Origin of the sequence: Burkholderia sp. Bp9016, from assembly GCF_003857765.1 — a bacterium.
GTDB lineage: Bacteria > Pseudomonadota > Gammaproteobacteria > Burkholderiales > Burkholderiaceae > Burkholderia.
Genome location: NZ_QTPY01000042.1, coordinates 13134 through 27390, shown reverse-complemented (window position 1 = coordinate 27390; position 14257 = coordinate 13134). Strand labels below are relative to the sequence as shown.

9 protein-coding genes and 1 pseudogene are annotated in these 14257 nt (G+C 67.0%); 3 read left to right on the top strand and 7 right to left on the bottom strand.

Annotated elements, in window-relative coordinates; all coding sequences use genetic code 11:
• On the top strand, positions 1-510 hold a 510-nt coding region (locus DIE13_RS30845), incomplete at its 5' end, for a crotonase/enoyl-CoA hydratase family protein (RefSeq protein ID WP_260435148.1).
• A gap of 51 nt (positions 511-561) precedes the next feature.
• On the opposite strand, the gene pdeR is transcribed toward DIE13_RS30845, so the two are convergent.
• From pdeR to DIE13_RS30820, 4 genes are all read right to left on the bottom strand, one after another.
• Positions 562-2565, bottom strand: a complete 2004-nt coding sequence (pdeR, locus tag DIE13_RS30840) for a cyclic di-GMP phosphodiesterase (RefSeq protein ID WP_124830784.1) — start codon at positions 2563-2565, stop codon at positions 562-564.
• Between the two features lie 697 nt (positions 2566-3262).
• Complete coding sequence (locus tag DIE13_RS30830) at positions 3263-6901, bottom strand: hydantoinase B/oxoprolinase family protein (RefSeq protein ID WP_124830783.1); 3639 nt, start codon at positions 6899-6901, stop codon at positions 3263-3265.
• A gap of 116 nt (positions 6902-7017) precedes the next feature.
• Entirely contained in the window at positions 7018-8316 is a 1299-nt protein-coding gene (locus DIE13_RS30825; RefSeq protein WP_124830782.1) for an MFS transporter, read from the bottom strand.
• Between the two features lie 187 nt (positions 8317-8503).
• Entirely contained in the window at positions 8504-9277 is a 774-nt protein-coding gene (locus tag DIE13_RS30820) for a putative hydro-lyase (RefSeq protein WP_124830781.1), read from the bottom strand.
• 205 nt (positions 9278-9482) lie between these two features.
• Here DIE13_RS30820 and DIE13_RS30810 point away from each other — a divergent pair, with 205 nt between their 5' ends.
• On the top strand, positions 9483-10415 hold the full coding sequence (locus DIE13_RS30810) for a LysR family transcriptional regulator (protein ID WP_124830780.1): 933 nt from the start codon (positions 9483-9485) through the stop codon (positions 10413-10415).
• Between the two features lie 60 nt (positions 10416-10475).
• Here the strand turns inward: DIE13_RS30810 and DIE13_RS30805 are convergent, their stop codons facing one another.
• From DIE13_RS30805 to DIE13_RS30795, 3 genes and pseudogenes are all read right to left on the bottom strand, one after another.
• A complete protein-coding gene (locus DIE13_RS30805; protein WP_124830779.1) occupies positions 10476-12164 on the bottom strand; it encodes a hypothetical protein in 1689 nt (562 codons plus the stop codon).
• Positions 12165-12362: 198 nt separating this feature from the next.
• On the bottom strand, positions 12363-12707 hold the full coding sequence (locus DIE13_RS30800) for an antibiotic biosynthesis monooxygenase family protein (protein ID WP_124830778.1): 345 nt from the start codon (positions 12705-12707) through the stop codon (positions 12363-12365).
• 65 nt (positions 12708-12772) lie between these two features.
• Positions 12773-13282 (bottom strand): annotated as a pseudogene (locus tag DIE13_RS30795) (flagellin N-methylase); the annotation flags it as partial.
• A 234-nt stretch (positions 13283-13516) separates the two neighbouring features.
• Here DIE13_RS30795 and DIE13_RS30790 point away from each other — a divergent pair.
• The gene (locus DIE13_RS30790; protein WP_124830777.1) at positions 13517-14230 is read left to right on the top strand and encodes a hypothetical protein; all 714 of its coding nucleotides are present in this window, start codon (positions 13517-13519) and stop codon (positions 14228-14230) included.
• Positions 14231-14257 lie beyond the last annotated feature (27 nt).

Sequence of the window (14257 nt, the reverse complement as noted above, 5' to 3'; positions counted from 1 at the left end):
GGCACCGGGGCGATCTCGATCGCGATGGTCGAGGGCAGCGCGCTGGGCGGCGGCTTCGAGGCCGCCCTCGCGCACCACTACATCCTCGCGCAGAAGGGCGTGAAGCTCGGTTTTCCCGAGATCGCGTTCAACCTGTTCCCGGGCATGGGCGGCTATTCGCTGGTCGCGCGCAAGGCGAACCGGGGGCTCGCGGAATCGCTGATCTCGTCGGGCGAGGCGCATGTGGCCGAGTGGTACGAAGATCAGGGGCTGATCGACCAGACGTTCGAAGCAGGCGACGCGTATCTCGCGACGCGTACCTTCATCGACGTGACGAAGCCGAAGCTGAACGGCATTCGCGCGATGCTGCGCGCGCGCGAACGCGTGTTCCAGCTCACGCGCTCCGAGCTGATGGACATCACCGAGGAATGGGTTCACGCGGCGTTCACGATCGAGCCGAAGGATCTCGCGTACATGGAACGCCTGGTGATGCTGCAGAACCGGCGCGTGTCGAAGCTGCGCACGGTGTAACGTGAGCGAAGCGCGCCGCCGCGTGGCCGGCGGCGCGCCGCAACCGGATGCTCAGGCGATCAGCCTGAGCTTTCTCGTCTCCGCGAGCCACGCCTCGAAGGCCTGGGCCGGCATCGGTCGCGCAAAGTAGTAGCCCTGCGCGTGATCGACGTGGATCTGCTTCAGGAATTCGGCTTCCTCGTGCGTCTCGACGCCTTCGGCGACCACCGAGAAACTCAGCGCCTTCGCGAGCGACACGACGGAGCGCACCAGCGCCTGCGAGCGCGGATTGCGATCGATGCCGGTAATGAAGGAGCGATCGAGCTTGATCGAATCGAGCGGCAGACGCGACAACTGCGACAGCGACGAATAGCCGGTGCCGAAATCGTCGAGATGGATCTCCGCGCCGAGCTGGCGGAATTCCTTCATCAGCTGATGCGCCGATTCCTCGTCCTCGATGAAGCTGCTTTCGGTGAGCTCGATGTCGAGCAGGCTCGGCTTGAGTCCCGCGCCGTCGAGAATCGACGCGAACTGGTGGACGATGTTCATGTCCTGCAACTGCCGCGCGGACACGTTCACCGCGATCCGCACGCCGAGCCCCTTCGCCTTCCACGCAGCGGCCTGCGCGGCCGCGGTGCGCATCACCCAGCGCCCGAGCGGCGCGATCAGCCCCGACTCCTCCGCGAAACGGATGAACTCGATCGGCGCGACCAGCCCGCGATCGGGCGACTGCCAGCGGATCAGCGCCTCGACGCCGTGCACGTCGCCGGTCGCGATATCGACGACCGGCTGGTAGTGCAGCACGAACTGCTCATCCTCGAGCGCCTTGCGCAGGTTCGTGTCGAGCCACATGTACTTCGCGACCTTCTGGTTCATCTCCTGCGAGAACACGCGATACGTGTGCTTGCCTTCTTCCTTCGCGACGTACATCGCGGTGTCGGCGCTGCGGATCAGCGTCTCGAGCGAATCGCCGTGCTGCGGATACATCGCAATGCCGATCGAGCAGCTCGTGTACACCTCCATCAGCCCGAGGTGGATCGGCGTGCGCAGCCGCTCGAGGATGATCTGTGCGGTCGCTTCGAGCAGCGGCCGCGTGCCGTGTTCGAACAGCACCAGGAATTCGTCTCCGCCGAGCCGCGCGAGCGTCGCGCCGGACGGCAGGCAGCCGCTGATGATCGCGGACACGTCCTGCAACAGGCGGTCGCCGGTAATGTGGCCGTAGTGATCGTTGACGCGCTTGAAGTTGTCGAGATCGAGGAACAGGATGCCGACCTGCCCGCGCATGTCGGTGCGGTCCATCGCGAGCGCCCCGCGGATGCGCTCGCTGATCGCATGCCGGTTCGGCAAACCCGTCAGCATGTCGGTGTTCGCGAGTTCGCTGAGCCGCTGCTGCGCGTTGCGCTCCTCGGTGATGTCGATGCCCGAGCAGATCAGGAACTGCTCGTCGACGCCGCTGCCGCTCTGCACGAACTTGTTGCGGAACTGGAACAGGCGCGGCCCGTTGACCGTGTTGATGTAACGCTCGACCGCGAACGAATGGTTGCTCGCGAAGAAGCCGGTGATGTTGTGGCGCGACTGTTCGCCCTGCTCGGGGCTCATGAACAATTCGAATGCGCTGCGGCCGACCACGTCGACCTCGCGCTTGCCCGTCACTTCCTCGCACAGGCGATTGAAGCGCTGCACCATCCCGTTGCGGTCGAGAATCACGACGAGCGAATTCACTTCGGACACGACCTGCTCGGCGAACGCGAGCCCGTTCGCGAGATCGCTCGCGACGGACGCGGTATCGGAATAGGCGGAGGCCGTGCCGGCCCAGTCTTTCGTATCGACCTTCCTGCCGACCAGATGGAGGCTGATCGCATTGCCGAACAGCGTGATGTCGAGCACGAGGTGCGACGTGACGCCGGTCAGCACGCGAACCCGCGCAGCCTGCTCGGCGGTCAGCGCGACCGCGACGTTGGTCATGCCGCGAACGGCGGCCAGTTCGAGTGCATTGCTGTCGCTGCCGAGACGCCAGCAGGGGCTGCGCGTACCGACGTGCGCCTCAAGCACCGCGCTATCGTTTTCGTCATCCATGGACACGCCCCGATCCAGAAAAAACGCACAGTGTAGACGGAGGCGAGACGGCCGCCCCCGATCCCCGGCCACGCAACGCGCGTACCCGGCAAGGCAGTCGTGATGGCCGCGACAGCGATCCTCGTTCCGTATTTGTTTCCAACTAATGCGACCCGGCGTTCGCGCTCGACGCGCGCAGGTTTTCCAAGCGAATGATGAGACCCATCTTATCAAATGACGATGAAGATTGGCACTCACATTTGGAACTTGGTGTCAAGGAATCGGGACTCGGTTGGCAACGGGGATTTTTCATGCGCTGCCATACCCCGCAATTCATGCGCTGCCATACCCCGCAAGCCGTCGCCACGGGTCCGGGCGGGGCCCGCCGGACTGGCCAGCAGCCGCGCGGGATAAGGATTTGAGACGAATCGAAGGGCATCCGGACCGACGTGCGGCAACGGCACGCCAGCGGGGTCGGATCGCAATGCAGCAATCGCGGTAACGGGCTTTTCCTTTCCGTTCGAACGGGAATCCACGCGTTTATTCCCGCTTCCGTTGCAATATCGCACCGGTCTTTTGGCGCGAATATATCGCCCGCGCGCCGACGCCGCGGCAGCGCGGGCGGAACCGGTGCGATCGCCCGGTCGGGGTGGCGCGGGAGCCGCGCCGACGCGCGTGTCGTCGCGCCTTCCCGCGCGGTTCGTGCGGATCGCCCGACTCAGTCGGCCACGCCGTAGCCGCCGCCCCCCGGCGTTTCGACCACGAACACGTCGCCCGCCGCCATCTGCGCGCGGCCGATGTGGTCGAGCAGCTCGACCGTGCCGTCCGCCCGCTCGATCGTGTTGCGGCCGAGCGCGCCCGCCTCGCCGCCCGCCGCGCCGAACGGCGCATGGATCCGGTTGTTCGACAGGATCGACGCGGTCATCGGTTCGAGGAAGCGGATCCGCCGCACCGCGCCGTCGCCGCCGCGCCAGCGCCCGCCGCCGCCCGACCCCGCGCGCAGCCGGTGCGAGTCGAGCCGCACCGGGTAACGCCATTCGAGCACTTCCGGATCGGTCAGCCGCGAGTTCGTCATGTGCGTCTGCACCGCGCCGACGCCCGCGAAGCCGTTGCCCGCGCCGCTGCCGCCGGCGATCGTCTCGTAGTACTGGTATTGATCGTTGCCGAACGTGAAGTTGTTCATCGTGCCCTGGCTCGATGCGACGCAGCCGAGCGCGCCATACAGTGCATTGGTGATTGCCGACGACGTCTCCACATTGCCCGACACGACCGCGGCCGGATATTCGGGATTGAGCATCGAGCGTGCGGGCACGATCACCGTCAGCGGCTTCAGGCAGCCGGCGTTCAGCGGGATGTCGTCGCCGACCAGCGTGCGGAACACGTACAGCACGGCGGCCATGCAGACGGCCTTCGGCGCGTTGAAGTTGTTGTCGAGCTGCGCGGACGTGCCGGTGAAATCGATCTCCGCACGCCGCGCCGCGCGATCGACGCGGATCGCGACGCGGATCTCCGCGCCGTTGTCGAGCGGATAGCGGTATGCGCCGTCCTGCAGCGCGCCGATCACGCGGCGCACTGCTTCTTCCGCGTTGTCCTGCACGTGCCCCATGAACGCGAGCACGACGTCGCGGCCGAACTGCGCAACCATCCGCCGCAACTCGTCGACGCCCTTCTGGTTCGCGGCGATCTGCGCCCGCAGGTCGGCCATGTTCTGCTCGACGTTGCGCGCGGGATAGCGGCCCGATGCGAGCAGTGCGCGCGTGTCGGCGTCGCGCAGCGCGCCGGCCGACACGAGCTGCCAGTTGTCGATCAGCACGCCCTCTTCGTCGATGTGCCGCGAATCGGGCGGCATCGAGCCCGGCGTCGTGCCGCCGATGTCCGCGTGATGGCCGCGCGAACCGACGTAGAAGAGCGGCGCGTCGGCGCCGTCCGCGAACACCGGCGTGATGACGGTCACGTCCGGCAGGTGCGTACCGCCGTGATACGGGTCGTTCAGCATGAACACGTCGCCGTCGCGCATGCGGCCGCGATTGCGCTCGATCACCGTGCGGATGCTCTCGCCCATCGAGCCCAGGTGCACCGGCATGTGCGGCGCGTTCGCGATCAGGTTGCCGTCGCCGTCGAAGATCGCGCACGAGAAGTCGAGCCGTTCCTTGATGTTCACCGAGTACGCGGTGTTCTGCAGCCGCAGCCCCATCTGCTCGGCGATCGACATGAAGAGGTTGTTGAAGATCTCGAGCCGCACCGGATCGGCGTCGGTCCCGAGCGAGCGGCGCGTCGGCAGCGGCGTCGTGCGCGTGAGCACGAGGTTGCCCTGCGCGGTCATCCGCGCGCGCCAGCCGGGTTCGACGACGGTCGTGCCGTTCTGTTCGGCGACGATCGCCGGCCCGTCTATCGCGTCGCCGGCGAGCAGCGTGTCGCGCACGTAGAGCGCCGCGTCGTGCCACTGGCCGCCGGAATGGAAACGCACGGCGCCGTGCGCATGCGGCGCCGCACCGTCGGCGCGCGGCGCGAGCGGCGCGATCTCCACCGGCGCGTCGGAGCGGCCGATCGCCTCGACCGACGCCAGCTCCGCCACCAGCGGCGTGTCGGGCATCAGGAACGCATAGCGCTGCCGATACGCGGCTTCGAACGCCTGCTGCATCGCGGCGACGCTGCCGGCCGGCACGTCGAGCGCGGAATCGGTGCCCTGGTAGCGCAGGTGCACGCGCCGCTCGGTCACGATGCGCTCCGGCGGCACGTGCTGTTCGAGCAGCGCGCCGACCGCCTCGTCGGCCAGGCGGTCGAGCGCCTCGTTCAGCGCCGGCAGCGACGCGTCCGACAGCACGGCTTCCACCGCGCGCTCGCGCATCGCCGTCTGGTCGGCCAGCCCCATTCCGTATGCGGACAACACCCCCGCCAGCGGATGCGCGAACACCTGCGTCATCCCGAGCGCGTCGGCCACGCCGCACGCGTGCTGGCCGCCCGCGCCGCCGAACGTCGTCAGCACGTAGCGCGACACATCGTGGCCGCGCTGCACCGAGATCTTCTTGATCGCGTTCGCCATGCTGCCGATCGCGATTTCCAGGAATCCCTCGGCCAGCGCCTCGGGCGTGTCGCGCCGCCCGGTCGCCGCATGGATCTCGTCGGCGAGCGCCTCGAACTTCGCGACCACGCCGTCGCGATCGAGCGGCTGGTCCGCGTGCGGGCCGAACACGCGCGGGAAATGATCGGGCTGGATCTTGCCGAGCATCACGTTACAGTCGGTCACCGTCAGCGGACCGCCGCGCCGGTAGGCGGCCGGCCCCGGGTTCGCGCCGGCCGATTCCGGCCCGACGCGCAGCCGTGCGCCGTCGAAGCCGAGCACCGAGCCGCCGCCGGCCGCGACCGTATGGATGCTCATCATCGGCGCACGCATCCGCACGCCGGCCACCTGGGTCTCGAACACGCGCTCGAACTCGCCGTTGTAGTGCGACACGTCGGTCGACGTGCCGCCCATGTCGAAGCCGATCACCTGGTCGAAGCCGGCCGCGCGCGCGGCGCGCACCATCCCGACGATGCCGCCGGCCGGCCCGGACAGGATCGCGTCCTTGCCCTGGAACGCGTCGGCACGCGTGAGGCCGCCGCTGCTCTGCATGAACTGCAGGTTCACGCCGGGCATCTCGTGCGCGACCTGCTCGACGTAGCGGCGCAGGATCGGCGACAGGTACGCGTCGACGACGGTCGTGTCGCCGCGCGACACCATCTTCATCAGCGGCGATACCTCGTGCGACACGGACACCTGCGTGAAGCCGATCCGGCGCGCGAGTTCCGCCAGCATCCGTTCGTGCGCGGTGTAGCGATAGCCGTGGATCAGCACGATCGCGAGCGCCTGCACGCCCGAGTCGAACACGCGGCGCAGCGCCGCTTCGGCACCCTGCACGTCGAGCGGCATGACCACGTCGCCGTGCGCGCCGACCCGCTCGTCGATCTCGACGACCGTCTCGTACAGCGCATCGGGCAGCACGATGTCGAGATCGAACAGGCGCGGCCGGTTCTGATATGCAATGCGCAGCACGTCGCGAAAGCCGTGCGTCGTCGCGAGGGCGGTGCGTTCGCCCTTGCGCTCCAGCAGTGCGTTGGTCGCGACCGTCGTACCCATCTTCACCATGTCGACGCGCTCGGGCGTGATCGGTTCGCCGTCGGCGAGGCCGAGCAGATGGCGGATGCCGGCCACGGCCGCATCGCGATATTGCTCGGGGTTGTCCGACAGCAGCTTGTGCGTGACGAGCGAGCCGTCGGGCCGGCGCGCGACGATATCGGTGAACGTACCGCCGCGGTCGATCCAGAATTGCCAGCGGGCGGCGTCGGAGGAAACGGGGAAAGTGTGTCGGTCTGTCATGGCGATGAAGTCGATGCGTCGTTGAATTCAGGGCGAGCGCCGCCCCACGGCGCGCGTCGCGCGCCGCGTGACGGCTTCGATGAAAAGGGAGTGAAAAGCGGCGGGCGGGCGCCCGTTCAGGCCGCGTCGAGCTCGCGGCCGCGCGTCTCGGGCAGCGTCAGCGCGGCGACGATCACCACGCCGTAGGCCGCGACGGCAAAGATCCCGATGCTCATGCCAAGCCCGTATTGCTTCGACAGCGCGCCGATCAGGAACGGGAACAGTGCGCCGATCGCGCGGCCCACGTTGTAGCAGAAGCCCTGGCCGGAGCCGCGCACGCGGGTCGGAAACAGCTCGGTCAGGAACGCGCCCATCCCCGAGAAGATGCCCGATGCGAAAAACCCGAGCGGGAAGCCGAGCCACAGCATCGACGCGTTGGTCAGGTTCAGCGACGTGTACGCGAACGCGATCACCATCGAGCCGAGCGCGAACAGGATGAAGTTCGGCTTGCGGCCGAGGCGGTCGGTCAGGTACGCGCTCGTCAGGTAGCCGACCCACGAGCCGAAGATGATCATCGCGAGATAACCGCCGGTGCCCATCACGGTCAGGTGCCGTTCGGTCTTCAGGAAAGTGGGCAGCCACGTCGTGATCGCGTAGTAGCCGCCTTGCGCGCCGGTCGTCAGCAGCGCCGCGCGCAGCGTCGTCGTGATCAGCTTCGGCGCGAAGATCTCGGTGAGGCGCGGCGCGTCGGCTACTTTCGCCTGCGCGGCCTTTTCCTTCTCGAAGACGTCGGGCTCCTTCACGTAGCGGCGAATCACGACCACCAGCAGCGCCGGCGCGAGGCCGACGAGAAACAGCCCCCGCCACGCCTGTTCGGCCGGCAACACCGAAAACAACACCGCGTACAGCACCGCCGACAGCCCCCAGCCGATCGCCCAGCCCGACTGCACCAGCCCGACCGCCTTGCCGCGATCCCGCGCGCGGATCACTTCGCCGATCAGCACCGCGCCGGCCGTCCATTCGCCGCCGAAGCCGAAGCCCATCAGCGCGCGCGCCGCGAGCAGCTGGTGATAGTTCTGGGCAAGCCCGCACAGCGCGGTGAACACCGCGAACCACAGCACGGTCAGCTGCAACGTGCGCACACGGCCGATGCGGTCGGACAGGATGCCCGCGATCCAGCCGCCGAGCGCCGACGCGAGCAGCGTCATCGTGCCGATGAAGCCGGCGTCCGCGAGCGAGATGCCCCAGGTCGCGACGAGCGTCGGGATCACGAACGACAGCATCTGCGTGTCCATTCCGTCGAGCATGTAGCCGACCTTGCAGCTCCAGAATGCGCGGCGCTCGCGCGGCTGCGCGTCCGCATACCATCCGAACAGGCCGTTGCGTGCGGGGCCCGCGGGGTCGGCGGCGGGCGCCGCGAGGGTCTTGCTTTCCATGGTGATGCTCCTGTCGATATGCGCGGTCAAAATCGGTCGTGTCGTCTCGTGCATGCCCGTGTGCCGGGCGCGCGGCCGGCGGGCCACGGATGTGCGCCGCCCTCCGGCCGGGCGGATCGTCTGCGGTCGCGGCACGCTGCCGCGACGGGGCCGGACCGGCGAGCGCGCGGGCTGCCGGCGGATCGGATCAGAACACGGCCAGCGACGCGTTCGTGATGTCGGTCATCAGCATGTAACCGGGCGTATGCGCGATCGCGAGCGGCAGCTTCGCTTCCATCAATGCGGTTTGCGGCGTCACGCCGCACGCCCAGAACACGGGCAGCTCGCCGTCGCGCACCGTCACCGCATCGCCGAAATCGGGTGTGCCGAGATCGGCGATGCCAAGTGCTTCAGGATGGCCGATATGAATCGGCGCGCCGTGCACGCCCGGGAACCGGCTCGTGATCTGCACCGCGCGGATCGCATCGGCGCCGCGCAGCGGCCGCATCGACACGACCAACTGGCCGCCGAAGATCCCCGCGCGGCGGTTCGGGATCGTCGTCCGGTACATCGGCACGTTGCGACCCTCTTCGATGTGGCGAAGCCCGATGCCTTCGCGCACCAGCATGTCCTCGAACGAGAACGAGCAGCCGATCGCGAACACGACGAAATCGTCGCGCCATAGCGCTTCGAGCGAATCGACACGCTCGGTCAGCCGGCCGTCCCGGTATACGTTGTAGCTCGGCACGTCGGTGCGGATGTCGAGATCCTCGCCGAGCACGTCGAGCCGGAACGCACCCGGTTCGCCGACGCCCAGCAGCGGGCATGCCTTCGGATTCGCCTGACAGAAGCGCAGGAAATCGTGCGCGTACGCATTCGGCAGGATCGCGAGATTCGCTTGCGCGAAGGGGCCGCACTGGCCGGCGGTCGGGTTGCGGAAGGCGCCGCTGCGCACGGACTGGCGGAATTCGGAAGGCGTCATGTTGGTCGTTGGCGGGTCGTGATGTCGTCGGGGTGACGCGGTTGCGTCAGCGGATACGGCGAAGAATAGAAAAGAAAAAATTTTGTCGCCAACGAGTTTTTTTGCGCCGCGTGTATAGAATTTCTTAACGGATCTTCGGGTTATCCCCGATCTCGTTCACTTTTCTTCACCGGCAAGCTGCGCGTGCCCCATCCGTCCGATCGCCATGAACACGCGTTTCCTCGAAACTTTCGTCACGCTCGCTAAGCTGCGCAACTTCCGCACGACGGCCGCCGCGCTGCACGCGACGCCGGCCGCGATCTCGCAGCGCCTGAAGGCGCTCGAGGACGAATTGCACACCGTGCTCGTCGATCGCGACAGCCGCGAATTCCGGCTCACGCCGAACGGCGAGTATCTGCTCGGCTATGCGAAGGCCGTCGTCGAAGCGACGCACGAGCTGCAGGCCGCCGCGGCCGGCGAGAGCGCGCTGCGCGGCAAGCTGCGGCTCGGCGTGATCGAGACGGTCGTGCACAGCTGGCTGCCGCACTACCTGCGCCGCCTCGCGGCCGATTATCCGCAACTGGAAATCGACCTGACCGTCGACGTAAGCGTCGTGCTGCAGCGCCGGCTGATGGCCGGCGAGCTCGATTTGATCATTCGCGTGGAAGGCAGCGACGAGGCGTCGGTCGTCTGCGACGCGCTCGCGAACTATCCGGTGCGCTGGATCGCGCGCACAGGGCTGCTGCCGAACGCGCGCACCGGCCTCGCTCGGCAGGTGCTGCGCCAGCCGATCCTGACCTATGGGCGCGGCACCGCGCCCCACCGCGCGCTCGAGGACATCGTGCGCACACTCGCGCACGCACATGGCGTGCCGCTGTCGGAGACGCGCATCACCGGCTCGCCGTCGATCTCGGTGATCGTGCAACTGGTGCGCGACGGCTTCGGCGTCGCCGCGATTCCGGTGCTGTTCGTCGATGCGCTGATCGAAAGCGGCGAAGTCGTCGAGTTGCCGCTGCAACCGTCGCCGCCTTCGATCGTCGTGTCGATGTCACGCCGCGCCGACGCGCCGAAGTTCGTGCACGGCGCGTCGATCGCCGCGCGGGCCGCGTGTCACGAGTATTGCGAGAAGAGCAACCGGTTGCTGGTCGAAGCGCTTTGATGATGCGCGGTGCGGCAGCGCGCCCGCCTTGGGCCCGGCATCAACCGGGAAGCGGCTGCGTCAGTGCGACCGGCCCGTCTGCGTGCCCGGCGCGAACTCGATGCCGCGCAGCACTTCCGCAAACTTCGCAATCCGCAGCACGGCGAACTGCTCGTGCGCAGCGGTTGCCGCGCTCGTGTTGCGCAACACGTCGCGCACCGCGACCAGCCGGTTCGGATCGGCGCCGACATCGCCGTCGCCGCTGACCGTCGACGTGACCGCCCAGATCGTCACCGTGCCGTCGGGTTCGACGCGGCCTGTCAGGTTGCGCAGGCCGTCCGTCGCCGGCGCCCACGGCAGCCCCGTCGCCGCGTTGTTGCCCATCGGGTAGCCCGCGACCGAATACGGCTGGCCGAGATTCAGCCCGTTCTGCAGCGTGTACGCGAGCTTCCATTGCTTCGTCGATGCGTCGTACACCCACTTCTGCAGGCCGGCGCCCGTCTGCGCGGCCGCATGCGAGTACAGGTCCTGGCCGCCCGTGTAGCCGTCGCCTTCGTCCGCGACGTATAGCGTGTTCGCGTCGGCGAACCACATCCCGAACGGATAGGACAGCGTCGTCGCGGTCTTGTTCGGCGTCGACGGGAAGCCGGCCAGCACGCACATGTTGTTCGGCAGACTGGTCGTCTGCAGCGACGCCGCGGTGTACGCGAGCGGCGCCGTCGGCAGCGCGGCTTTCGGCGACGGCACACCGATGCCCGACGGGCACGCGGTGCCGGTTGTGTCGACGAAGTAGACGGTGTTCACGCCGTTGCTGCCGCTGCCCTTCGTGTAGTACACGACGTTGTCGTGCACCGTGATCCCGCGGAAGTTGTCGTCCTTGCCGATCTTGTCGGCCTTCGCGCCGAGTTCCGTGACCGAGAAGCTCGCGAGCGGCATCGGCACGCCCGGCGTCTGCTGCGCTTCGTGCTGCTTCGCGCCGTCGATGAACTGCGCGCCCGCGCCGAGGATCACGTTGTCGGGCTGCGGGTTCGCGCCATTGCCGGCGTTGCCGGACGTGTAATAGATCTCCTGCCCGCTGCTGTTGTTCAGGATCGCCGCGCGGCCGTTGTTGCCGCTGTACGCATTCGTCTCGGTGAAGCGGAAATGCCCGTGACGATCGACGCGTGCGATCGCGCGATAGAAGGTCTGCCCGTCCGGGTTGGTCGTGTCGACGGCGGCCGGCGTGTTCGAGTTCGACACGTCGATCGCGTTGACCGGCGCGACATAGCCCATGAACGTCAGGTAGTTGCCGTCGGCGGACAAGTGCAGCCCGAGTTCCGACTTCGAGCTGAAGCTCGTCACGAGTTGATCGTGAGCGAAGCCATTCTGGACGCTGTTCGGCACTTCGAGCGTGCTGACGACGCCGCCCGCCGGCGTGATCTGGTCGAGGAAGATGCGCGACGTGATGCCGAAGTTGCCGTCGTAGCGGACGTTGTTCCACACATACGGATAGGTGCCGTCGTTCGGCGCGCCGGAAGCCGCACCGCAACCGCCGGTGGTCTTCGCGCAGTTCGGCGGCAGGATCGCGCCGGTCTGCACGTTGCTCGACACGTTGTCGTAGACGCTGCGGCTCAGCACCAGGAAGCCCGGCACGAAACGGCTGGCGTCGCCGTTGTCGCTCCGGGCGGCTTGCGCGCCGATGCTCGCGGCAATCAGGGTGAGCGCAACGGCGGGAACGGTACGATCGCGCAGCGCGCGGCGGCACTTCGCGGACAGGACGGGTTTCAGCATGGACAAGGCTCCGTACGACATCGAGTGGGGATGTTGTTGGTGAACAGACTGACGACGTGAAGCCCCGCCACCTTAGCCATGCTTGATGAAGAATTGATTGCGACCGATGCGGTGTAAACCAGCATGCCGATGCCGGCCGCTAACCGCATGAACCTTTCGTTATTGATATGTAATTCGAAGGAAACGAATCAGTCAGGATCACGTATACGTTCCGCGTGGCGCAGGTTGCCCCTCATGTGCTTGGGTGAGCTTGCCGTCGCCGTACTCGCGCAGCACCTGCGAGATCACCACGCGATAACCGTCGAGCCAGCGCGCCTGCTTCGCCTTCGCCTCCAGATGCGCGGGGTGCTGCATCAGTTGCCGCAGCGCCGCCTCCGATTCCCAGTAGTAGACGTTCTGGATCAGTCCCGCCTCGGCGTTCTCCCACGTCTCCTCGCCGAGATAGCCGGGCGTCGCGCGTGCCATGTCCGCGATCTGCCGATCGAGCCGATGGAATTCGTCGTCGTATTGCCCGGCGCGGAAAATGAAGGTCGATGCGTACATGCGCGCTCCGTCGGAGACGATTGAAAGAGCGCCAAGTGTAAGGCACGCGTGACGTGCCGCTGTCGTCACGCGGTGCGCTTGATCGGATCGTGTCGAGCGGCAAGCCACGCGTCGATGCGTGGGGCGCCGGCATGCGTGCGCGTCGAGGTTTCCATGGTTGCGGGCATCGCATCGAGCGCGTGCCGCGCGCGTTCGAGTGCCTCCGCGAAACCGCGCAACTCGCGTGTCGCCGGCCGGTCGTCGAGACGCCGGCGCGCGAGCGCCGCTTCGATACGTGCATCGATCAACGCGCGCTGCGCGTCGATGAAGTCGAGGCACAGCATGCGGCACTGCGCGGAGATCGATGCGGTCGCGAGCAGCACCGGCACGATCGACATCGTCAGGTAGCCGCCAGGTGCAAGCCGCGACAATGTCGCGCGGACTTGCGAGCCGCCGTCGATCAGCGATGCGAACACCGCGTCGCGCCACACCGCGCGCTCGAACACGAGCGCATCGCGAAACGTGTCGAGCGCCGCGCGATCCGCGACCTGCCCTGCCCTGCCCTGCCCTGCCGTGACCAGCGGTATCGACGATACCGGATTCGGCACATGCTAACGGGTACGGGAATATGCACGCTGATCCGATGGCGTCCATCTGCTCCGGACCGCGCCCATTTCGAGATGAATGACGGAATCCGCGACGCATAATCCCGTCGCACGTCACGACGAAAACGAGCGACCGTATCGCGCTCGAAACGCACATCGCATGACGCGTGTCGCAAATACCGCGAGCGGAAGCATCCCGCTCACCCAATGCCCTCTGGAGACCCGATGTCAAAAATCACGGACGTACTGAAAGTGCTGTCGACCTGCGAACCCTACCGCCCCGCAAAAGGCCTGTCGATGGAGCGGGCACGGAAAGCGGCGCGAATTCTGCTCGCGGGAGGCGGTGTCTGTTTCGTGCTGCTCGGCACATTGGCGCTTTGGCACAAGGCGGCCCCGGCACCATGGCAGCAGCACGTCGCCATCGTGTTTTACGTACTGACTGTCTTGTTCAGCCTGCTCTCCCTCATCGTCGAACCCGTCGCCGGCATCATCCAGATGTTTCGCTGGAAATCGGAAACGCTGAACACCATCACGCGCGAGGTGGAGACCGACGAGAAGCATGCACTGCTGCTGGCCGGTTACGACGACGGCACGCTCGAATATGCGCGGCATGTCCTGCAACTCAAGGTGAAGCGCCTCGACGCGCGCGTCGTGTCGTTCTTCGGCGGCGGAACGGCCGCCTATGCGCTGCTTGCCGTGACGCTCTCGAACATCAAGGACGCGGGCGGACTGCCGTGGTTGCAGAGTACGCTGACAAACGGATTCGTTTCCGGAAATTTCCTGAATACCGCCATCGTATGGGGCATTGCATTGGTCTTCGGGCTGTCCGTCGGCTCGATGGCTTTGAAGGTGGTCCAGTCGCGCTACGTCTATCAGGTCGAACTGATCGAACTCGTGCTGCTGCATCGAACGATGGCGAAGGCGGCCAGGCATGCTTGACGTAGTCGGCACGGCGGATCGTGCGCA